The sequence below is a fragment of the Gordonia sp. SMJS1 genome, from assembly GCF_029866425.1.
Taxonomy (GTDB): domain Bacteria; phylum Actinomycetota; class Actinomycetes; order Mycobacteriales; family Mycobacteriaceae; genus Gordonia; species Gordonia hongkongensis.
The window spans coordinates 996,887-1,018,180 of the sequence record NZ_CP123381.1; the positions used below are offsets into that span (position 1 = coordinate 996,887).

The following is a 21,294-nucleotide window of genomic DNA, read 5'->3' on the forward strand; positions in this document are numbered from 1 at the left end:
CTCAATGCCACCCGTGATCCGGCCCCGACGACTGCGGACCACCCCGGCCATGCGCCGGCTGGTCGCCGAGACCTCGTTGGAGCCGCGACATCTGGTGCTGCCGATGTTCGTCGCCGACGGCATCGACGACCCGGTACCGATCTCGTCGATGCCGGGCGTCGTGCAGCACACGATGGATTCGCTGCGGACCGCCGCGGCCGAGGCCGTCGACGCCGGTGTCGGCGGGCTCATGCTGTTCGGGGTGCCGCGCGCCGAGGACAAGGACGCCACCGGGTCGGGCGCGGATGCCGACGACGGAATCCTCAACCGGGCTCTGCGCACCCTCGGTGACGATCTCGGGGATGCCACGGTCCTGATGGCCGACACGTGCCTCGACGAGTTCACCGATCACGGGCACTGCGGCGTCGTCGACGGGCGGGGTCGCGTCGACAACGACGAGACCCTCGCACGCTACGTGTCGATGTCCCTGGCCCAGGCGCGGGCGGGTGCGCATCTCCTCGGGCCGAGCGGGATGATGGACGGCCAGGTCGCCACGATCCGGGCCGCCCTCGACGCGGCGGGCTTCACCGACACCGGGATCCTGGCCTACGCCGCGAAGTACGCCTCGGCGTTCTACGGCCCGTTCCGCGAGGCGGTCGGCTCGTCGTTGCAGGGCGACCGGCGCACGTACCAGCAGGACGCGGCCAACCGGGTCGAGGCGCTGCGCGAGGTCCGGCTCGACCTCGAGGAGGGCGCCGACATCGTGATGGTGAAACCGGCGATGAGTTACCTCGACATCGTGCGCGACGTCGCCGACATGAGCGACGTGCCGGTCGCGGCCTACCAGATCAGCGGTGAGTACTCGATGATCTCCGCCGCCGCCGAACGCGGGTGGATCGATCGCGACGCGGCGATCCTGGAATCGCTGACCGCCATCCGACGGGCCGGTGCGTCGATCGTCCTGACCTACTGGGCGGCCGAGGTGGCGCAGCGCCTGTCCTGACCTGAGCGTGTAGGGCTCGTCGTGCTGCCCGTTCACTAGGCTGGTCCCATGTCCGCACCGTACGACCCCGCGTCCGACCCCGGCGCGCCGTCGCGACCGAAGATCCCCGACTCCGTCTCCATCGCCGTCGAGCTGTGGGTGGTGGTGATCGTCGGGCAGATCGTGGCGATGTTCGCGCAGACCGGCACCTTCGTCGACATGATCCGCGATCAGGTGAGTTCTGCTCCGCAGGAAGGGGTCCCGCCCGAGCAGATCGACTTCATGACCTCGTCGGGGTTCGTGGTCGGTGTGCTGGTCGTGACGTCGCTGTTGCTCACCGCGATCACGGCCTTGGTCGTCTGGTTCACCCGTAAGGGCTACAACTGGGCGCGGATCGTGCTGTCGGCGATGGGTGTCTACGTCGTGGTCAGCCTGCTCTTCTCGCTGTTCGGTGGCGACACGTCGCCGGCCTGGGCGATGGTCCCGCAGGTGATCAGCGGCGTCGCGGCGCTCGGTGCGACCGTGCTCCTCATGCGCGGGGACTCGGAAAAGTACTGCCGGGAGATGGCCGCAGCGCGGAAGCCGCAGCCGGTCCACCCGCCGGCGCCCCCGTACCCCTACGGCCAGAACCCGTACGGCCAGAACCCGTACGGCCCGAACCCCTACGGCCCGAACCCGTACGGCCAGAACCCGTACGGCCAGAACCCGTACGGCCAGAACAGGCCGTATGGTGACAGCGAACAGCGCGGCGCGCCCGGCCCGTACTCCGACGACGCACGATCCGAGCCCGTTCACCTCGACAAGCCGCATCCGGAGAACCGGGGCACCGACAACCAGAACGAAGGACCGAAGAACCAGTGACAAGTCCTGATCCGGCGCTGCGTCCGAAACTCGTCGTCTGGGCCTACCGGTGCTGGCTGACCTCCGGCGCACTGCTGATCGCGCTCGGTGCACTGGTCATCGTCGTGTCGGCGGCCAGCGACACCGGGACCGTAACGTCCGGGGTGCTCGGCGCCATGGTCGCCGTCGTGGGTGTCGGGTACATCCTGCTGGGCAGCAAGGCCTACACCGGCGATGCGCGGTGGCGGTCGTCGCTGGCGGCGCTGACCCTGGTCGTCGTGGCCATGCTGCTGTTCCTGAGCCTGGGGATGAACTTCTTCGCGTTCCCGTTGCTCGCGGGACTCGTCGGTCTGTTCGGGTCCCTGCTGGCCTACCGTCCGCCCGCCGAGACCTGGTACACCGGCAAGGAGCCGGAACCCAAGACGCCGCGGTCGCGCAAGTAGGGCACATGACCGACGACGATCCGGAAGGTCACGACTCCGACCCCGTCGAGCCGGCGGGTGAGGTGCTGTTCGCCGAGTCCGGCGGCAGCTGGTGGGTGGTGCTGATCGGTCCGGTCCTGGTGGGCGCGGTCCTCGCGATGGAGATCGCCGGGCCCGGTCAGGTGCACTGGCCGGTGCTGGCGATCTTCTTCGTGCTGCTGCTGGGGTTCTCGCTCGTGCAGGTGTCGGCAGCCCGTCGGCATGTCAGCGTCGAGCTCACCGAGACCACGCTCCGCCAGGGAGCCGTCACGACGCCGCTGGCCGACATCGCGAAGATCTTCCCGCCCAATCACAGCCACACCCCCGAGGACTGGGAGAGTGCGTCCGCGTTGGGCGAGCTGCACGGTGTGCCGCGCCGCCGCAAGGGGATCGGCGTGCAGCTGACCTCCGGGCGGATCGCGCAGGCATGGGCCCGCGATGTCGAGCGGTTGCGCAGCGAGCTCACGCAGGCGCACGAGGCCGTCCGGCTGGGGCTGCCGCCTCGGGGGACGTCGACGACGGAACCGTCCTCGGAGGATCAGGACACGACGGAGTGACGTCCCGCCCGGCTGTCGCGATAGGCGCGGCGTCGTAGATCCCCGAGCCACGACGGGGCGAACTCGACGCCCTCGGGCCGGTGCAGGATGGGGTCGAAATCCACGTCGAGTCCGGTGAGGACGTGGTCGAGTTCGATCCGGACGACCGGCACGAATCGTCCGGCGCCGGCCTCCAGGACGATCACGATCGGTTGGTTGCGGCGGAGACGGGCGGCCAGGTCCTCGATCGACAGGCCCGACGAGTCCGACGGTTCGAGGATGCGCGCCCGAATCCAGTACAGGTCACCGTCGTACCGGTACGGCGTCAGGCTCGACACCGCGGTGGCCCAGTGCGTCGTCGGCAGCGGGACGGGCAGTCGGCCGTCGAGCGGCGCCGGGCCGGCGAGCAGGAGATCCCACGCGCCGGTGGCATTGGTCGACGGCGACACCCCGCCGCCGCCGACGGTGCCGGGGTCGGTCGACGGGAAGCGGATGGCCAGCCCGACGATGTCCGGTAGGCCGCCGGGTGTGCCGATTCCCTTGGACACCCGCACCGACACCGGTCCGCTGTGGAAGGGGAGTGGGTGGTCGGCCGACAGCGCGGCCGTGCCCCCACACAGCAGACCGTCGGGGTGGAACACCCGGGCGTGTCTGAGGGCGGCCAGCCAGCGGAACGGGGTCGTGATGAGGTCGGGTAGTGCGTTCATGAGAACTCCGGTTGTCGGTGCGTTCCTAGCCGGACGGGTCCGGATCGACGACGTCCTTGATCTTGCCCATGACACCCTTCTCGGTGCCGAACTGCGGCTTCTGCGGGGTGCCCATCGCGTTCGTCGTAGGTCGCGTAGAGCTGGTCGACGGCAGTATGCCCGTGATGCGCAGGCCCAAACACCGGTGCCGAAACGAAAACGCGGCCACCGTCTGTTCGACGGTGGCCGCGATGGTCTCGAGAGCGGGGGTCAGCCGTTCTGGAGCATGGGTGCGCGCAGCAGCTCTTCCGGGACGCCGAAGGCGTCGACGAGCGACCGGGCATGCGGCCGCAGTTCCTGGCAGAGCTCGTTCACGCCGCGGCGGATCGCCTTGGCGCGCTCCACCGAGATGTGCCGGTGCATCATGAACCAGGACAGGTCGTCCTCGAGTGCCGAGTAGACGAACAGGTCGCACACCTTGCCCAGAAGCTCTGCCGCCGAACGTGAATCGCAGTTCTCGATCGCCTCGACGAAGGCCTCGAGCACCACGCGTTCGATGTGTGCGTGCCCGACCTTCAGCAGGTGGTCCTGCGCGTTGTTGAACACCTCGAAGGCGTCGTTGTCGTCGTCGAGCGCGCGGCGTAGACGTTGCGCGCACGTCCGGACGAGGTGGTCCTCGCGGTTGCGGAACAACCTGATCTGGGTGCTGCGGTCGGTGAGCGCCGACTTCTCGGTGTCCTCGTCGGAACCGTCGAGCAGGGTCTGCACGACCTGCCGGACCGCGGTCTTCTCGGCCACCACGTCGCGGGCCATCCCCGCGATGAAGCGCACCCAGCCGCCCGCCGAGAGTCCTTGGACATCTTCGGAGTACGCCGACAGCAGCTCCTTGGCGATGAGCTGCGTCATGATCGTGTTGTCGCCCTCGAAGGTGGTGAAGACGTCGATGTCACCCCGCATGATCGACAGCTGGTTCTCGTCGAGATAGCCTGCGCCGCCGCAGGCTTCACGGCTGACGTTGATCGCGTGGGAGGCGTGCCACGTGGCGTAGGCCTTGAGGCCGGCGGCCTGCCCCTCGAGCTGGCGCTGGCGTCCGGCGTCGGAGTCGTCGGGTGCGACCGACTGGACCTCGTGCAGTTCGTCGACGATCTCGTTCTGCGCGAATCCGATCGCGTACGACTTCGCGATGAGCGGCAACAGCTTTCGCTGGTGACCGAGGTAGTCCATCACGGTGATCTCGTCGGTGCCCTCGGGCGCCTCGAACTGCTTGCGGATCAATCCGTAGCGGGTCGAGAGTGCCAGCGCCTTGCGGCCGGCGGCACCCGCGGTCGCCGCCACGCTGACGCGGCCGCGGATGAGGGTGCCCAGCATGGTGAAGAAGCGACGGTTGGTGTTCTCGATCGGCGAGCTGTAGCTGCCGTCTTCGGCGACGTCGGCGTAGCGGTTGAGCAGGTTCTCCGCGGGGATGCGGACGTTGTCGAACATGATCCGGCCGTTGTCGACGCCGGCGAGTCCGCCCTTGTACCCGCAGTCGCTGGTGGTGACGCCGGGCAGGTCGGAGCCGTCCTCGTCGCGGATCGGCACCACGAAACAGTGGACGCCACGACCTTCGGGCTCCTCGTCGGGCCCGCCGGTGACGAGCTGGGCGAACACCGCGGCGTACCGGGCGTGCGCGGCGGCACCGCCGATGTAGTCCTTGCGGGACGACGGGGTGGGGGAGTTGATCACGAACTCGCGGGCCTCACGGTCGTAGGTCGCCGTGGTCTCGATGGCCTGCACGTTCGAACCGTGCCCGGTCTCGGTCATCGCGAAGCACCCGAGGACGCTCAGGTCGATGATGCCGGGCACGTACTTCTCGTGATGCCGTGCGGTACCGAGGTTTTCGACGGCGCCGCCGAAGAGACCCCATTGCACGCCCGCCTTGACCATGAGGGACAGGTCCGCGTAGCCGAGCATCTCGATGGCGGTGATCGACGCGCCGATGTCGCCGCTGCCGCCGTGGTCCTCGGCGAAACCGGCGGCCGCGAAACCCTGCGAGGCGAGCTCGCGCATCACCTCGAGGGTGTGGGCGCGCGCCTCGTCGAGCGTCCGGGACGGGTCGGGCAGGAGGTCGGCGCGGTTCGAGTTCTCCCGCACCGTCTCCCTCGTCGCGCGCCAGCGACCGTCGAGGACGAACCGCAGATTGTCGACGAGCAGGGCACGCTCGTCCGCGGACAGTTCGTCGTCGGCGGAGACGTCGGTCGGGGCGACCGGGTCGTCGACGGTCGGTTCGGTCGCGATGGGTGTCGGACTCGTCGTCGACGGGGTCTTCTCCGTCGAGCTCTTCTCAGCCGGGGTCTTCTCGGTGGGAGCGGTGGGGGTTGCCATGGCTCCACCGTACGTAGTGACCACGCGTCGGACCCAGCTTTTGTGGCGGTCGCTACTGACGAGTAATGCGCACCGATCCGCTGCACGGGTCCGCGCCGAACTCCCGGTTCGGGACGGTCCGAGGGTCTCGTCGCCTCGATGTGGTGATACTTGTCCCATGTCAGTCGCGGACACCGATCCGGCCGCCTTCCGCACGCGTGTCGTCGCCGAGTCCATCCGTCTGTTCAGCGAGCACGGTTACGAGTCGACGACCGTCGAGCAGCTCGCGGCCGCCGCCGGGATGTCCCGTCGCACGTTCTTCCGGCAGTTCGGGTCGAAGGAGGACGTGATCTTCGCCGACCACGAGTCGCTGCTCGCGCAGGTCGGCGACCGGCTCGCGGCCTCCGACGAGGATCCGTGGCTGGCGGTATGTGCGGCGGCCGAGCTGGTCTTCGCCCACTTCGTCCGGGATCGCGAACTCGCGGTGCGGCGCGCACAGGTGGTGCAGGAGGTGCCCGCGCTGCGGGATCGGGAGCTGGTGACGACGTACCGCTACCAGGGTGCGTTCGAGGAGTTCCTGCGCGCACGGTTGCCCGGCGAGTCGCCGGTGCGGGTGGTTGCCTACGTCGCGGCGGTCACGGGCACCCACAACTTCCTGCTGCGGCAGATGATCCGCGGCGACGCCGAAGCCACCCCCGAACGACTGCGGGACGAGCTGCACCGAGTGGCGATGGCACTCGGTGCCGGGGGCGCCGGCGGCGCATCGGTCCCGGGCGGCGGGTCGCGCGGACAGGTCACCGTGGTTGCCTATCCGGCCGGGATGTCTCGCTCGGAAGTCGCACGTCGGGTGGCCGAAGAGCTGGGGGAGGACTGACCCGGCGGAGGGCTGCGGGACATCGGCGCCGGTTTCGGGGACAATCGGCGGGGACGGGGATTGCATCGATTGACATGGCACTCAGTGCCGTGCTGAACTGGTTGTCAACATCTGCCGGCACCCCGTGTGCCGGGAACGAACAGGCACTCGCTGTGCCGTGAGGAGTTGTCATGGGCTACGGAAATCCCGACTTCAACGTCTTCGAGCTCCCGGAAGAGCACATCGCGCTGCGCGAGGCGATCCGTGCGCTCTCCGAGAAGGAGATCGAGCCGCACGCCGCCGACGTCGACGAGAACTCGCGGTTCCCGCAAGAGGCGCTCGACGCCCTCGTCGCATCGGGTTTCAACGCCATCCACGTGCCCGAGGAATACGGCGGCCAGGGTGGCGACTCCATCGCCGCCTGCATCGTCATCGAAGAGGTCGCCCGCGTCGACGCATCGTCGTCGCTCATTCCCGCGGTCAACAAGCTCGGCACCATGGGCCTGATCCTCAACGGCTCCGACGAACTCAAGCAGCAGGTGCTGCCCGGCATCGCCTCCGGTGAGGACATGGCGTCGTACGCCCTGAGTGAGCGCGAGGCCGGTTCGGATGCCGCGGGCATGAAGACCCGCGCCCGTAAGGACGGCAACAACTGGGTCCTCAACGGGTCCAAGTGCTGGATCACCAACGGCGGCAAGTCCTCCTGGTACACCGTGATGGCCGTGACCGACCCGGAGAAGAAGGCCAACGGCATCTCCGCGTTCATGGTCCACAAGGACGACCCCGGCTTCACCGTCGGACCGCTGGAGAAGAAGCTCGGCATCAAGGGTTCGCCGACCGCGGAGCTGTACTTCGAGGACTGCACCATCCCGCTCGACCGCATCATCGGCGACGAGGGCACCGGCTTCAAGACCGCCCTGCAGACCCTCGACCACACCCGCCCGACCATCGGCGCGCAGGCCGTCGGCATCGCGCAGGGCGCGCTCGACCAGGCCATCGCATATGTCAAGGACCGCAAGCAGTTCGGCAAGCCGATCAGCTCGTTCCAGGGCGTCGAGTTCATGATCGCCGACATGGCGATGAAGGTCGAGGCCGCTCGCCTCATGGTCTACACCTCGGCCGCTCGCGCCGAGCGCGGCGAGAAGAACCTGGGCTTCATCTCCTCGGCGTCGAAGTGCTTCGCCTCCGACGTCGCCATGGAGGTCACCACCGACGCCGTCCAGCTCTTCGGCGGTGCCGGTTACACCCGCGACTTCCCGGTCGAGCGCATGATGCGCGACGCCAAGATCACCCAGATCTACGAGGGCACCAACCAGATCCAGCGCGTCGTCATGAGCCGCGCGCTGCTGCGCTGAGCACGGTTTAGCTCACCAGCTCACCAAGGGATTCGCCCCGTCGGCATCGCCGACGGGGCGAATTCTGTTCCCGCGGTGTGGCTTCAGTCCCGCCAATCGTCGTCAGGATACGGCGGTTCGGATTCTTCGGGCGGAGGCTCGTTCAGGTAAGGCACACCGTCTGCGTCCCGACACTGGGCCGACGACCCACTCGGATCGTTGGCTCTTGTGCGATCTGCCGCTCGAAGTGCATCCGACACCGTGGCGAGATCATCGGCGATCTTGCGCGTACGGCGTTCGTTTTCATCGGAACTGCCTGAAACAACCAACGAGCCGGTGTCGTAGGTCCTCACGACCGGAGAGCGGCGAAGGTCGGGGTCCTGGTTACTGGCGTACTGCCACGCGTCGTACGTGACGCGGCCGTGCAGCACAACGATTTCCAGTTGCGGCATCATCGATACGATGCGGGCGATGGTCGGTGCGCCACGCATCAGCTCCCCGGCGGAAGGTCGTCGATTGCATTCCCACGGGTAGACGTTCCACGACTGGACGGCGTCCGGGGGGATCCCGGCTCCGGTCAGGAACGCGAGATGTCGCGCCGCGAAGTCCCCCGGGTGTTCAAGGCTCAACATGCTTTCGGCGTCGTCGCCGGACAGCTGGGCCCACCGGCCGGTGTGTTGGAACAGGCAAAGGACGCGTGCATGAACCCCGCCGTATGTCGGGGCCACGTAAGGTACCCACTCGCCCTGTTCGCGACGCAATTCGTCGACGTACTGGTTGATCGGAGCGACATGCGTATCGGATGTGCCTGCCAGGAGTCTCGCGGCGTACCTCCTGTCCCTGCTCCTGCGGGGCTCCAACGCCGGCTGCTGGTTGTTGGTGACCAGCCACTGAACCCGCTCGTCGCTGCGGAACGTGCGCGACGCATTCTGTCTGCGCATCGCCCCTTCGACGTCGTCGAGGATGTCGTCGGGATAGCGGGTGGCCGTGAACCCGAGATTGTTGAGGTGATCTGTCAAGCCGCACAGCATCTCCCAGCAGGCCGCGGACACGTCCGGTGTCGACGACTCTTTGATGTCCGAGGGGAATCGGTTGACCAGGGCCGACACCTCGCGATTCACCGCGGCGACCGCAGCGCTCCGAACATACTGCGGGTCCTGGGGCACGAATTCGATGTCGAACGAATTCTTCCGTGCAGTCTCGCGGAGGTTCTCGTTGCATTCGACGAGCCCGTCGTAGAAGCGGTTTTCCAGATCGGCGACGACGGTGCTGGTTGCGCGCGACGGATGTGTTTCGAGGTACCTGCGTTCGCGGCGCTCATCGCGCTTGTCCCGTACGGTCCGGATCGCCTCGGCGGCGCGGTTCTGCACGCGTGCCCGTAGCCCCATCACTTCTCCTCACCGGCGCGGCCGTGCTCTGCGACACGGTGTCGAGCGAGAGTGTGGCATACGCCGCCGACGGCGGGCACGACATCGGGCGAGGCGTCGACCGGACAGGTGAACGGGTAGCGCTCCGGCGAATGTCGGTGCCGTCGAATACGGTCACCCCGCCCTGTCTGCTCCGGCACTTCGCGCTAGATTGAGTCGGACATCCACGATGCGTTCCGGAGGTGTATTCGGTGCACGATGAGCGGTGGGTCGAGATCTCACCGTCGCAGTTCGAGCATGAGGCGAAGGGGCTCGCCTACATCAAGAAGTTGCTGCCCGACACCGCTCCGTTCCGGGCTTGGTCGAATTTCGAGTTTCGTGACAACCGGGGACGCTGGCACGAGGTCGATCTCCTGGTCCTTGCGTCCGACACGCTATATCTGATCGAGCTGAAGTACTACAAGGGTGTGCTGCGCGGCAACGACCATGTATGGCAACGCGCCGGGCACCGGTCAGAGGACTCGCCGCTGCTGCTTGCGCGTCGCAAAGCGCAGTACTTCAAGTCGCTTCTCAAGGACCGGATCGAGGAGAGGACCGGTCAGCGAGGCGCGGGCAAGGTCATTCCGTACGTGCAGGAACTGGTGTTCCTGCATCACCCCGATTTCGTCTGTGAACTGCCCGCGAGCTCCACCATCAACATCTACGGGTTCGATGAGAACGAACGCACCAGCCGATTGCCCGGGATCGGGCAGCGACTCCTACAGTCCCCCAAGCACGAACCGATCAGCGAAGAGAAGTCGCTGTTGATCCGGGATCTCATGGAGGCGATCGGTCTTGCGCCGCGACGGCAACGCGAGGTCGGATCGTGGGTGATCGACGAGGAACCGCTCGGCGACGGCGAAGGCTGGCAGGACTGGCCGGCGTTCCATCACGTCGACACCGAGCGCCACGCCCGCATCCGCTTCTACCTACCCCGGCCCGGCGCAAGCCCGGCCGATCAGCACGCCCAGGTCCGCGCCGTCGAACACGAGTACCGGCTCCTGGCGCGACTACGACGCGACGGCCTGCAAGTGCCGGTCGACGTGGTGAAAGAACCCGAGCTCGGTATCGGCCTCGTATTCACCCAGTCGAGGGATGACGCACGACTCGACCTGTGGCTCGCGGACAACCGCACGCGGTTGACCCTGGACGATCAACTCGAACTGGTCGCCGAGATCGCCGAGATCATCCAGTACGCGCACCGGCACCGCGTGGTCCACCGAACGCTCAATCCACGTGCCATCACGATTCGCGCTCGGGGCAGCAAACTGCATCCGCAGGTGACCGATTGGGACACCGCCGGGGTGTTGCCGGCCAACGCCGAATCGGGGGTCACCCGGTTGACCGCCGGTGCGTTGAGTCTGATGGCCGGCGCCCTGAGCGAACAGGCGCGGTTGTTCGCCGCACCCGAGGACCTGAAGTCCACCGATCCGGCGCGATTAGACGTCTTCGGCGTGGGTGCGCTGGCGTTCTACCTGCTGACCGGGGGGCGGGCGCCGGCCACCGAACGCGGTGAGCTGATGGATCGGTTACGCCGCGACCACGGCCTGGACCTCGCCGCCGACATGCCGCAGGTGCCGTCGGCGCTGCGCGACTGGGTACTCAAGACAACCCACCCGGTTCCGGCCGAGCGGTTCTCGACGATGGCTGATCTGCTCGACGGACTCGAGCAGGTTCGCCGCGAACTCACCCAGCCCGACACGAGCCGTGACCCTCTGGAGGCCGGACCAGGGGACGACCTGGGCGATGGCCGGTTCGAATACAAACGACGACTCGGTGCGGGATCGACTGCCGTCGGCATCTTGGTCATCGACCGGCAAGCAGGTAACGCCGAGCGTGTCCTGAAGGTCGCCCGCGACGATGAGGCCGCTCGCCGCCTGCATGACGAGGCCCAGCTCCTCGGGAAACTCAACGACCCGCGGATCGTGCAGCTGTCGTCGGAAGTGACCGTCGGGGGACGCGACGCGCTGGTGGTGCAATACGCCGGTAGCACCACCCTCGCCGAAGAACTCACCGCCAAAGCCGGTCGGCTGTCGATCGATCTGCTCGAACGGTGGGGCACCGATCTACTGCAGGCACTGGTCGCTCTCGAACGTGCCGGAGTGATGCATCGCGACCTGAAGCCGTCGAATCTGGGTGTGTTCGCGCCCAGCAATCGCGCCGACACCCATCTGTTGATGTTCGACTTCTCCATGGCCGGGGTCGACCCCGCAACATCGAGGCCGGCACCCCGCCTTACCTGGACCCGTTCCTCGGCCTCGACGGCCGCCGCCAGTACGACACCGCCGCCGAGCGTTACGGCGCCGCAGTGGTGCTCTTCGAAATGGCCACAGGGCTTGCGCCACAGTACGGGACTGATCCCGAGGTCAATCCGGCGGCCACCGACGACGATGTGACCGTCAAGCCCGACATGTTCGAACCGGCGGTGGCTGCTGCGCTCACCGCCTTCTTCACGTCCGCGCTCTCCCGCCACGCGGCGACCCGTCCCGACACCGCCGAGGACATGCTGCACACCTGGCGGCAGGTCTTCACCGACCTGGACTCGGCAACCGCCGACTCCGTCATCAGCGCCGATGTCGACACGTCGACCGCTCTGCCGGATGCCGGACTCTCCGCCCGTGCGGTATCGGCTCTGGCAGCGGCGCAGGTCACAACCGTCGGTGAACTCCTCGCGCTGGATTCCACCAGGCTGAATCGGTTGGTCGCCAAAGAGGCGAAGCCGACCCGCCGGGAGATCCTGAACCGCTATCAGGCGTGGGTGAAGAAGCTCAACCCCAAGAAGAAGCGTCTCACCTCGCACAGTTCGAAAGAGTTGCTCGGGCTCGACGACGCGGTGACGCTGCTGCTGAACGCGGTCTCCACTCAGCGCGCCAGTACCCGGCGCCACGCAGCGGAACTGCTGCTGGGAACCCGTCCCGGACTCGACGCTTTCGCAAGCGGTCACGAGCTCGCCACCGCCTTGGGCAAGACCTTGCCGCGTGGTCATCAGCTCATCAAGGAGCTGCAGGCGGACTGGGGAGACAACAGTGAGACCCGCGCGTTGCTCGACGGACTGCTGGACGTCGCGAACTCGGCACTCAGCGATTCCGGTGGGGTGGTGGCGATCTCCACTCTCACTGCTGAGATTCGGAGCAGGTTGCCGCAAGCAGACGCCGGGGCGGCGGATGTCGCGGAGCGGACCCGCCGTGAACGAGTGGCCGCGGGATTGTTGCGTGTCGCCTACGACCGGCTGACCGAGCATGAATCCGCCGAAGGTAACCGGCAATTGGTGCGTCGACGGCACGGCGGCCGATTGAGCCTGGTCGCCGACGACGAAAAGCTGTTGGCCGCAGCCGAAGCCGCTGCCAGACGCGCCGACGAACTGGTCACTGCGGCGCACACGACCGGTACGGCCGATGGGGTGGTTTCAGCCGGGTCTGCAGTCCGAGAACTCAACCGCGCTTTCAGCCGCGCCTATCGCAGCGCCACCGACTCGGACGCCCAGGTTCCGGCGCCGAGCGACGGACGGCTGGTACGGCTGGCCGCCGCGATCTCGCGGCACACCGCAGTGTCCGGTCGCGGCGAATTGCATTCGCGGACTTTGGAACCGACCACCGCGTTGCGCCTTGCGCTCGGCGGTCTCGCCCAGACCGAAGAACTCACCGCGGCAGAAGTGCGGGCACGGGTGGCGGCACGGTTCCCAGAGTTGGATCGCCTTCCCCAGCGCCCGCACCTGGACCCGATTGTTGCGCGCGCCGGGCTCGGGCTCTGGTGGGATGAGTCCCGGTCGCGTTACCGCTACGAGACACAGGCGCCACCAAGCCAGACGTCCCTGCATACGCGGCCCGCCACCCACCAGGGATCGGCGCCGGCGGATGCTGAGCCGAAGTGGGCAGGCGGGGACGTTCGAGCCCAGCGGGACGTGTTGGCAACCTCTCTGCGCGAGAACGGATTCGTTGTCATCGGCGTACCGGTGTATCGACCCGGCGATCATGATGCGATCGCTCGCTCCTTGGCAGGTGATCACAGGGGAGAGCTATGTGACGTGACCGGCGCGATCATCGCGAGGATGCGAGACTTCTCCTCGGCCAAAGGTCTGCCCTGGGACTTGGTGCAGAGCGCCGACGCCGCGGAATCCGGCACTCGCGACGCCCGAGGTCTGCGGGCCGTCCTCGATCAGGTGATGCCGCAGTTCCGCATCGAGCTGGAACAGCAAGTGTTCGGCGAGAACGTGCAGTCCGGCAGCGGACCGCTGATCCTCACCGAACTCTCCCCGCTGGCCCGCTATGGCTACCTTGACGTGCTGGCCCACCTGAGCGACCTTTCAGCGCCACGCCGGCGCCCGGTGTGGGCGGTCGTCCCGCAGTTGCGTGGGCAACGCGGAGCGACGGTGGACGGGAAGCCCATCCAATTGGGCTCTCCGGGAGGGCAATTCGTTGTGTGGTCGACTGGGGCCAATTCAACACCCGCGCACGACGGCGATACGGAAGCAAGTGAGGTGGTGTGACCGTGGCGTTTGTTGCGGCGGAGTTGGTCAAGGCATTGCGTACACAGTTGGCCGGGCTTGAAGATGACCTGCGGGCCAGGGTCGACGGCGACGACGTCGCAGCCCGGCAGGCCGGTGTCGGCGAGGCGTGGCGCGCTGAGCATGCCGAAGCGTTGGCCGCGCAGCGGACGGCCGCGTCGTGGCAGGCGTGGCGCGATGAACGGGTCACTCAGTCGGCGGTGGCGTGGCTGCTACTGACCGTGTTCGCGCGTTATTGCGAGGATAATGCGCTGGTGTCGAAGGCGTGGATCGGTGGACCCGACGCCGACTCCCGCCAGGAAGCCCTCGACGCGCGGCGAACCTACTTCGCCGCCAATCTTGAACACACCGACCGGGATTGGTTGAACACGATCGCCGAGCACTTTTCGACGCTGGATGCGACGCGCGGACTGGTCGACTCCTACTCCCCGCTGCACCAAGTCGCGCCGTCGGGCGACGCCGCCCGTGAGTTGCTCGAGTTCTGGTGGGACAAGGACGATGAAGGTGAGCCACGTTGGACCTTCACCGGCGTCGACACCCGGTTTCTCGGCGACATCTACCAGGATCTGTCCGAGTTTGCGAAGCACACGTATGCGCTCTTGCAGACGCCGGATTTCGTGGAGGAGTTCATCCTCGACCAGACTTTGGAACCCGCGCTCGATGAACGTCCGCTTGAGGGTTTCACTGTCATCGATCCGACCTGCGGCTCGGGCCACTTCCTGCTCGGCGCGTTCCGTCGGTTACTGGATCGGTGGCAGCGTGAAGCCCCCGCGTTGGGACAGCGGGTGCTGGTGCAGCGCGCACTCGAGTCGGTGTACGGCGTGGACATCAATCCTTTCGCCGTCGCAATCGCGAGATTCCGACTCATTGTTGAGGCGCTCAACGCCAGTGGTGACAAGTCGATCGAGAAGCTGGTCGACATCCAGCTGAAACTCGCGGCGGGTGACTCGCTGTTGTGGGGGTCGCGGCAGGAAGCCATGAACGATGACCTGCTATCGGCCGGGTTATCGGAGTTCGCCCTGGCGACAGAGAACACGGAATCGCTGAAGGCGATCTTGCGTCGAGAACACGATGCGGTGGTGGGCAACCCGCCGTACATCAGCATCAAAGATGCCGCGTTGCGTGACCTCTATCGCCGTCACTACACGACATGTCACGGCAAGTACGTGCTCACTGTCCCCTTCATGGAACTGTTCTTTGAACTGGCCAAGGACGGTTCATCCGGGAAACCTGGGTGGGTAGGGCAGATCACGGCCAACTCGTTCATGAAGCGCGGGTTCGGCACCAAGCTGATCAAGGACTTCCTGGGATATAAAGACCTGCAGATGGTCGTGGACACATCCGGTGCATATATACCCGGTCACGGCACGCCGACGGTGATTCTGGTGGCCAGGAACCGAGGTATCGCCAACGCCGTGCCGACGGTCCGTGCAGTGCTTGGTGTCCGGGGCGAACCCGGTCGGCCTAACGACGCTGCGAAGGGCTTGGTGTGGTCCGCGATTACCGAGCACGTAGACGAGCCTGGATTTGAAAGCAACTGGATCAGTGTGACGGACATGCCGCGAGCTGCCCTGCAGCAGCACCCGTGGAGCCTGTCCGGGGGCGGAGCCGTTGAGCTGTTGAAGGCAGTAGAGGATAGTCGCGCAAGTATCTTGGACAAGATCGCGGCTTCCATCGGTATTACGTCCTTCACTCTTGAGGACGATGTGTTCATTCAGCCGCCTGGTGTCCTAGAGCGCGGTGATGCCATTGAGTCAACGCGCGAAATGGTAGCTGGTGACGAACTGCGAGATTGGAATCAACTACCGCACGACCAGGCGGTTTGGCCATACGACTCGGGCTTCAAAGTGATTCCGCTTGAGCACATCAACCGTACCGCAAAGTTCATGTGGCCGTTCAGAAATCAGTTGTCGCAGAACAAAATGTTCGGTGGTAAGACCAAAGTCGAAGCGGGGCTCAAGTGGCATGCGTTTGGCCGCCTGACCGCGGGTAAGCTCCGCACTCCACTCGCCATCACCTTCGCCGAAGTTGCGACCCACAATCATTTCGTCCTGGACCGCGGCGGAAAGGTGTTCAACCGTACTGCGCCGGTGATCAAGTTGCCGGAGGGGTCGAGCGAGGACGACCATCTGCGGTTGCTCGGGGTGCTGAACAGCTCGGTCGCTTGCTTCTGGTTCAAACAGAAGTGTCACAACAAGGGAAGCACAGTCGACAGTAGCGGTGCTCGAACAACGCTCGACCAATGGGAGAACTTCTACCAAATCAACGGAACGACGCTGAAAGACTTCCCGCTGCCGTCCTCGTATCCGTTGGTTCGTGCGCGCATGCTCGGCACTCTCGCTCACGAACTCGCGGCCCAGGCTCCTTCGGCGGTTGTAGAGCGTGCGGTGCCCACGGCCGAAGCTCTGGATGCAGCTCGTGTCGAGTCGGAGCGTCTGCGCGCGTTAATGATTGCCCATCAGGAGGAGCTCGACTGGGAGTGTTATCAGCTGTATGGCTTGATTGACGACGACCTCACGTATGCGGGAGATCTCCCGGGAGTTGCGCTGGGTGAGCGTGCCTTTGAGATTGTACTTGCCCGTGCTGTCGAGGGCGGCGAGTATACTGCCTGGTTTGAGCGCCACCGTTCCACGCCAGTCACTGAGATCCCGGCACATCTCCCGGCGGACTACCGCGAGGTACTCCAGCGTCGTCTGGACGTGATCGCATCGAATCCGGGAATCCGATTGTTGGAGAAGCCGGAACATAAACGGCGGTGGGCGAGTGATCCGTGGGACAAGCGCGTCACCGAGGCTCTGCGGGACTGGATGCTCGATCGGGTGGAGCATCGCGAGCTGTGGTTTGAGGACGGTCATCCGACTCCGCGTAGTGTCGCGCAGTTGGCTGATCGACTGGACCGCGACGAGGGCTTCCGGCGGGTGTTGCGGTTGTGGGCGGGAAGCCCGGATGTGTCGACCGGCGCGGCGCTGGAGAACCTCCTGGCCGACGAGGGCGTGCCGTATCTGGCTGCGTGGCGGTACAAGCCGAGCGGCCTCATCAAACGTGAAGCGTGGGAACATACCTGGGATCTGCAACGCCGCGAGGATGCTGGCGAGAAGTTGGACGCGCCGATACCGGTGCCGCCCAAGTACAAGCCCACCGACTTTCTCAAGACGTCGTACTGGTCGCGGCGCGGCAAGCTCGACGTCCCTAAGGAGCGGTTCATCTCCTACCCAGAAGCTGGTCGTGATTCCGACCCGACAATGCTGTTCGGCTGGGCCGGATGGGATCACGCCGAACAGGCCCTCGCGCTGGCCGGTCTGATCGATGAGCGCATCAGCTCAGACGGCTGGGATCAGACCAGCCGCGACAAGCTGGTGCCGATGCTGGCCGGACTGGCCGAACTGATGCCGTGGGTACGTCAGTGGCACGGCGAGATCGACCCCGAGTTCGGCGAGTCGGTCGCCGACACCATCGACGAGGTATTGCGTTCGCACAGCGTCGAACTCGGCATCGGACCGGACGAGTTGTCGGCATGGCGTCCACCGGCTCCCGTCCGCGGGCGTCGTACCCGGAAGAAGAAGACGGAGGACACTTCGGTATGAGCACCCTGTTGCGCGATGTCATCGACATTCCCGAACGCACCGGAGCCGACGACTACGTCCTGCGTCTGACCGACAGCACCGATGACGACGCACACATCCGGGCGACACTTGACCAGTACGTGCTCACCGAGTCGCTTGAAGCGAACTTCGCTGCGGCTCTTGGCTTGGTGGCCGACGGAATCGACAAGCAGACATCGCGAGCAGCATTCCTCACCGGCTCGTTCGGCTCCGGTAAGTCGCACTTCATGGCGGTGCTGTACGCGCTGCTCGGCAATCATCCGGCCGCTCGCACATCGAAGTACACGTCGCTCACCGGCCGCTACGACGAACAGCTCGGCGGCAAATCCATTCTGCGGCTCACCTACCACCTTCTGGGGGCAAAGAGCTTGGAGGAAGCGGTCTTCCGCGGGTACCTGCGGCAGATCGCCCGCCTGCACCCTGAGGCACACTTGCCCGCCATTCACGTCACCGACACTCTCATCGAGGATGCCGAGAGGCTTCGCGGTCAGATCGGCGACGCCGCATTCCTTGCCGGTCTCAGCGAGGGTGGCACCGCGGGTGACTCGTCCGACGCGTGGGGAGCGGTACTCGGTGGCGACACCTGGGACCTCGACACCTATTTGGCCGCGGTCGCCGCACCACCAGAAGACACCCGGCGAACCACCCTGGTGTCGGCGCTTGTGCGTAGCTACTACGGATCATTCGTGGAGCAGGCCACCTACGTCGACCTCGATCGCGGCTTGGTGGCCATCACCGAGCACGCCCAGTCGCTCGGTTACGACGCGGTCGTGCTGTTCCTCGACGAACTTGTGTTGTGGCTGGCATTCTCCGTGACTGACAGTGAGTTCTTCTCCCGCGAGTCGCAAAAACTGACCAAGCTCGTCGAATCGTCCGGTAGCCGTCGGCCGATCCCGTTGGTGTCCTTCGTGTCTCGGCAGATGGATCTACGCAAGTGGTTCGCTGATGCCGGGGCCTCCGGCGCCGAACAAGATGCGCTCGATCGTGCCTTCCACTACCAGAAGGAACGCTTCTACGAGATCGAGCTCGGCGACGACAACCTCGCCGAAGTCGCCCACGCACGGCTGCTGCGGCCCCGCGACGATGCTGCGGCCGCTGTGCTCGACGAGGCATTCCGTTCGGTCAACCGCAGTCCCGACGTGTGGGACGTACTGCGCGACAGCATGAATGCCACCGACAACCACACTGGAGCATCGGAGCGGGAGTTCCGGCTGACCTATCCGTTCTCCCCGGCGCTGGTCGCCACCCTGCGGCATCTGTCGTCGGTGATGCAGCGTGAGCGCACGGCCCTCAAAGTGATGCAGCGGATGCTGGTCGACCGTCGCGATACCTTGACCACCGCGGACCTGATCCCTGTAGGCGACGCCTTCGATTACATCGTCGAGGGCAACACCCCGATCGATTCGCACGCCGGCACGATGTTCACCGCGGCCTCGGATCTGTACCGCACCAAACTCCTCCCGATCCTGCTGCGCGCGCACGAGGTCACCGAGGAGCAGCTCAACGACGATCCGTCCTCTGTGCCGGTGGGATTTCGGGCCCACGAGCGGATCGCCAAAACGCTACTGTTGTCGGCGGTTGCCCCCAAGGTGCCTGCACTGCAGGACATCACCGCGTCCCGGCTGGCTGCACTTAACCACGGCTCGATCCGCTCCAAACTGCGCGGTGGCGAAGCCCGGGTGGTGCTCGGTGTGGTGCGCGGCTGGGCCAAGGACGTCCCTGAGATCACCGTGTCCGAGGGTGCCAATCCGATCATCCGTGTGCAGTTGTCCGACGTTGACTATCAGTCGGTACTGGATCGCATCAGGGCCGAGGACAATTCCGGTCGTCGTCGTGTGCTGATCCGGACTCTGGTGCACCGCGCATTGGGCGTCAGCACCGCGCAGGATGACCTTGTCGGGGCAGCCACCCGCACCATCATCTGGCGGGGGTCACGACGCGAAGTCGACGTCGTGTTCGGCAACGTCCGAGATCCCGGATCAGTGCCCGAACAGAGCTTCGACAACCGTCCGGGAACCTGGAAACTCGTCGTCGACTACCCGTTCGATGAACAGAACTTCTCCGCTGCCGACGACATCGTCCGTATCGATCGTCTGCTGGCCGGCGGTGATCGGCACTGCGTCGCGTGGTTGCCGAATTTCTTCTCCGCCAAGGCTCTCGACGATCTCGCGCTGCTGGTGAAGCTGGACTGGTTGTTCACCGGCAGCGGCGAGAGGTGGCAGGAGAACTCCGACCATCTTTCGGCATCAGATCGCGCGCAGGCACGTGGCATCCTGGAGAATCTGCACCGCGGCATTCTCACCTCGTTCGACCTGCTGCTTCGGCAGGCATACGGCATTGAGGCGCCAGACCCCAAGATGTTCGTCGACGACCCCGGCCACACCGAGGTACTGATCTCCCTCAGCAAGGATTTCAGCCCGAAACTGCCGGCTGCCCTGACGTTGAGCGAGGCCTTCGACAAGGTCATCGACCAGGCGTTCACCGCCGTCTATCCCTCCCACCCACAGTTCATCAACCCCTCCGAAGAGGTCACCGCCCGCCAGTACGAGGTCGTGCGCGACTACGTCGAGCGCGCAGCCACCGACAGCACCGGACGGGTGCCGACACTGCCGGGCACCGAACGCAAGACCGTGCAGCGGGTCGCAGAGCCACTACGTGTCGGCAAGGCCACCGAGGATCACTATCTCTTCGGCGAGGACACCTTCGCGTTCTGGGCCGGAGAGCTCGACCGGGCGGCCGCGGATGCCGATCGCGTAACCGTGGGGGTGCTGCAGCGACGCATCGACACCGTCACTCCGGCCTGGGGGCTACGACCTGAAGCGCGAGACCTCATCGTGTGGGCGTGGGCGTTGCTCCGCAAACGGGCGTGGTTCGACGCAGGGGCACCGGCGCGCTCGCTCAAGCTCGGCGCGTTGCGCGAGAGCATCGAACTGCGCGCCGAGGAACTGCCCGACGACACCGACTGGGAGAAAGCGCGGCTTCACGCCAGCCAACTGTTCGGGTACACGATGCCGCGGACCTTCCTGACCGGTGGCAATGTCGCCGAGTTCGCCGACACCGTGCGCACAAAGGCAGGCGAGCGTCGGGCCGAGCTGCAGAACGTCGCCGAACAGCTGGCCACCGCGCATCGCGCACTGGGGCTGGACGTGGCCGATTCCGATCGACTCGCCGCAGTCCGCGAGCTGTCCGAGTTCCTCGACGAACTCGCGGGGACGGGTGGCAACGTCGCGCTCATCACGAAACTGGCGCAGATGCAGCTTCTCGTCGCCGTCCAGACGGCCGGGCAGATGCGGGTCGACGCGGGTGCAGACGCGGTCGCGCTGCGCAGTTTCAAATGGCGTCTACTCGAATCCGTCGTCGCGGGCCGCGACCTCGGCGGCGAGCGGGGGGCCGCAGCACGATCTATCGTGCGCAGTTTCGAGGAACTCATCGTCACACCCGGCCGGTCGCTTCGCGACGAGGTTGGCAGGATCGAGGGCAAGGTCGTCGACTGGGTGGTGGACGGCCAGTCGAAGCCGAATGACGACGACGATGAGGACCGGAACGAGGACCACGACGACGGCGAATCGACCGACGCTGGCAAGCAACAGGCCACACACGACGTCAGCGTCGCCGGTGCGGCCGACGTCGACGATCTCGCCATATCGTTACGGGAGGCATTGGCCGCCAATGGGTCCCGGGTGCGGGTGAAGTGGTGGATCGAGTGAGCACCCTCACCGCGACACGGCCGATCATCGCTGCCCGGTTGCGGCAGGCAGTCGACAAGAG

General features: G+C 66.0%; 13 protein-coding genes. 10 read left to right on the plus strand and 3 right to left on the minus strand.

Translation table 11 applies throughout. The features are described from left to right. The first annotated feature begins 4 nt into the window (after positions 1-4). The 4 genes from hemB to QAD21_RS04655 are packed head-to-tail and all read left to right on the plus strand — an operon-like array spanning position 5 to position 2,819. Entirely contained in the window at positions 5-982 is a 978-nt protein-coding gene (hemB, locus tag QAD21_RS04640) for a porphobilinogen synthase (protein WP_159370155.1), read from the plus strand. Positions 983-1,030: 48 nt separating this feature from the next. Further along, positions 1,031-1,822: a hypothetical protein gene (locus tag QAD21_RS04645; RefSeq protein WP_280360566.1), complete on the plus strand. Its 792-nt coding sequence runs from the start codon at positions 1,031-1,033 to the stop codon at positions 1,820-1,822. Beyond that, positions 1,819-2,244 (plus strand): hypothetical protein, encoded by a 426-nt coding sequence (locus QAD21_RS04650; protein ID WP_078113010.1) that lies wholly within the window; start codon positions 1,819-1,821, stop codon positions 2,242-2,244. Before QAD21_RS04645 ends, QAD21_RS04650 begins: the two co-directional genes overlap by 4 nt. Before the next feature lie 5 nt (positions 2,245-2,249). Then, positions 2,250-2,819 carry a DUF3093 domain-containing protein gene (locus QAD21_RS04655; protein ID WP_065629209.1) on the plus strand — a complete coding sequence of 190 codons (570 nt, stop codon included), beginning with the start codon at positions 2,250-2,252 and terminating at the stop codon, positions 2,817-2,819. Here the strand turns inward: QAD21_RS04655 and QAD21_RS04660 are convergent. Both QAD21_RS04660 and QAD21_RS04665 read right to left on the minus strand, forming a co-directional pair. Then, positions 2,801-3,505 (minus strand): hypothetical protein, encoded by a 705-nt coding sequence (locus QAD21_RS04660; RefSeq protein ID WP_280360567.1) that lies wholly within the window; start codon positions 3,503-3,505, stop codon positions 2,801-2,803. The two genes, QAD21_RS04655 and QAD21_RS04660, sit on opposite strands and share 19 nt — an antisense overlap. Positions 3,506-3,754: 249 nt before the next feature. Continuing rightward, positions 3,755-5,848, minus strand: a complete 2,094-nt coding sequence (locus QAD21_RS04665; protein WP_137809723.1) for an acyl-CoA dehydrogenase — start codon at positions 5,846-5,848, stop codon at positions 3,755-3,757. 157 nt (positions 5,849-6,005) lie between these two features. Here QAD21_RS04665 and QAD21_RS04670 point away from each other — a divergent pair, with 157 nt between their 5' ends. Further along, positions 6,006-6,701 (plus strand): TetR family transcriptional regulator, encoded by a 696-nt coding sequence (locus QAD21_RS04670; RefSeq protein ID WP_078113015.1) that lies wholly within the window; start codon positions 6,006-6,008, stop codon positions 6,699-6,701. Positions 6,702-6,871: 170 nt separating this feature from the next. Next, positions 6,872-8,035: an acyl-CoA dehydrogenase gene (locus QAD21_RS04675; RefSeq protein WP_078113016.1), complete on the plus strand. Its 1,164-nt coding sequence runs from the start codon at positions 6,872-6,874 to the stop codon at positions 8,033-8,035. An 83-nt stretch (positions 8,036-8,118) separates the two neighbouring features. On the opposite strand, the gene QAD21_RS04680 is transcribed toward QAD21_RS04675, so the two are convergent. After that, positions 8,119-9,384, minus strand: coding sequence for a hypothetical protein (locus QAD21_RS04680; protein WP_280360568.1), 1,266 nt, complete (start codon positions 9,382-9,384; stop codon positions 8,119-8,121). A gap of 248 nt (positions 9,385-9,632) precedes the next feature. On the opposite strand from QAD21_RS04680, the gene QAD21_RS04685 reads away from it, so the two are divergent. From QAD21_RS04685 to QAD21_RS04700, 4 genes are read left to right on the plus strand one after another with little or no spacing between them, the layout of a single operon-like run. Then, on the plus strand, positions 9,633-11,816 hold the full coding sequence (locus QAD21_RS04685) for a protein kinase (protein WP_280360569.1): 2,184 nt from the start codon (positions 9,633-9,635) through the stop codon (positions 11,814-11,816). Then, positions 11,744-13,906, plus strand: coding sequence for a hypothetical protein (locus QAD21_RS04690; RefSeq protein WP_280360570.1), 2,163 nt, complete (start codon positions 11,744-11,746; stop codon positions 13,904-13,906). The genes QAD21_RS04685 and QAD21_RS04690 overlap by 73 nt, the downstream gene beginning before the upstream one ends. Beyond that, entirely contained in the window at positions 13,903-17,508 is a 3,606-nt protein-coding gene (pglX, locus tag QAD21_RS04695) for a BREX-2 system adenine-specific DNA-methyltransferase PglX (RefSeq protein WP_280360571.1), read from the plus strand. Before QAD21_RS04690 ends, pglX begins: the two co-directional genes overlap by 4 nt. After that, positions 17,439-21,233, plus strand: a complete 3,795-nt coding sequence (locus QAD21_RS04700) for a phage resistance protein (protein WP_348534491.1) — start codon at positions 17,439-17,441, stop codon at positions 21,231-21,233. Before pglX ends, QAD21_RS04700 begins: the two co-directional genes overlap by 70 nt. Positions 21,234-21,294 lie beyond the last annotated feature (61 nt).

Coding starts and splice junctions, on each gene's coding strand:
- QAD21_RS04645 (WP_280360566.1), top strand. CDS start 1,031: ATGTCCGCACCGTACGACCCCGCGTCCGACCCCGGCGCGCCGTCGCGA.
- hemB (WP_159370155.1), top strand. CDS start 5: ATGCCACCCGTGATCCGGCCCCGACGACTGCGGACCACCCCGGCCATG.
- QAD21_RS04655 (WP_065629209.1), top strand. CDS start 2,250: ATGACCGACGACGATCCGGAAGGTCACGACTCCGACCCCGTCGAGCCG.
- QAD21_RS04690 (WP_280360570.1), top strand. CDS start 11,744: ATGGCCACAGGGCTTGCGCCACAGTACGGGACTGATCCCGAGGTCAAT.
- QAD21_RS04700 (WP_348534491.1), top strand. CDS start 17,439: ATGGCGTCCACCGGCTCCCGTCCGCGGGCGTCGTACCCGGAAGAAGAA.
- QAD21_RS04675 (WP_078113016.1), top strand. CDS start 6,872: ATGGGCTACGGAAATCCCGACTTCAACGTCTTCGAGCTCCCGGAAGAG.
- QAD21_RS04665 (WP_137809723.1), bottom strand. CDS start 5,848: ATGGCAACCCCCACCGCTCCCACCGAGAAGACCCCGGCTGAGAAGAGC.
- QAD21_RS04660 (WP_280360567.1), bottom strand. CDS start 3,505: ATGAACGCACTACCCGACCTCATCACGACCCCGTTCCGCTGGCTGGCC.
- QAD21_RS04670 (WP_078113015.1), top strand. CDS start 6,006: ATGTCAGTCGCGGACACCGATCCGGCCGCCTTCCGCACGCGTGTCGTC.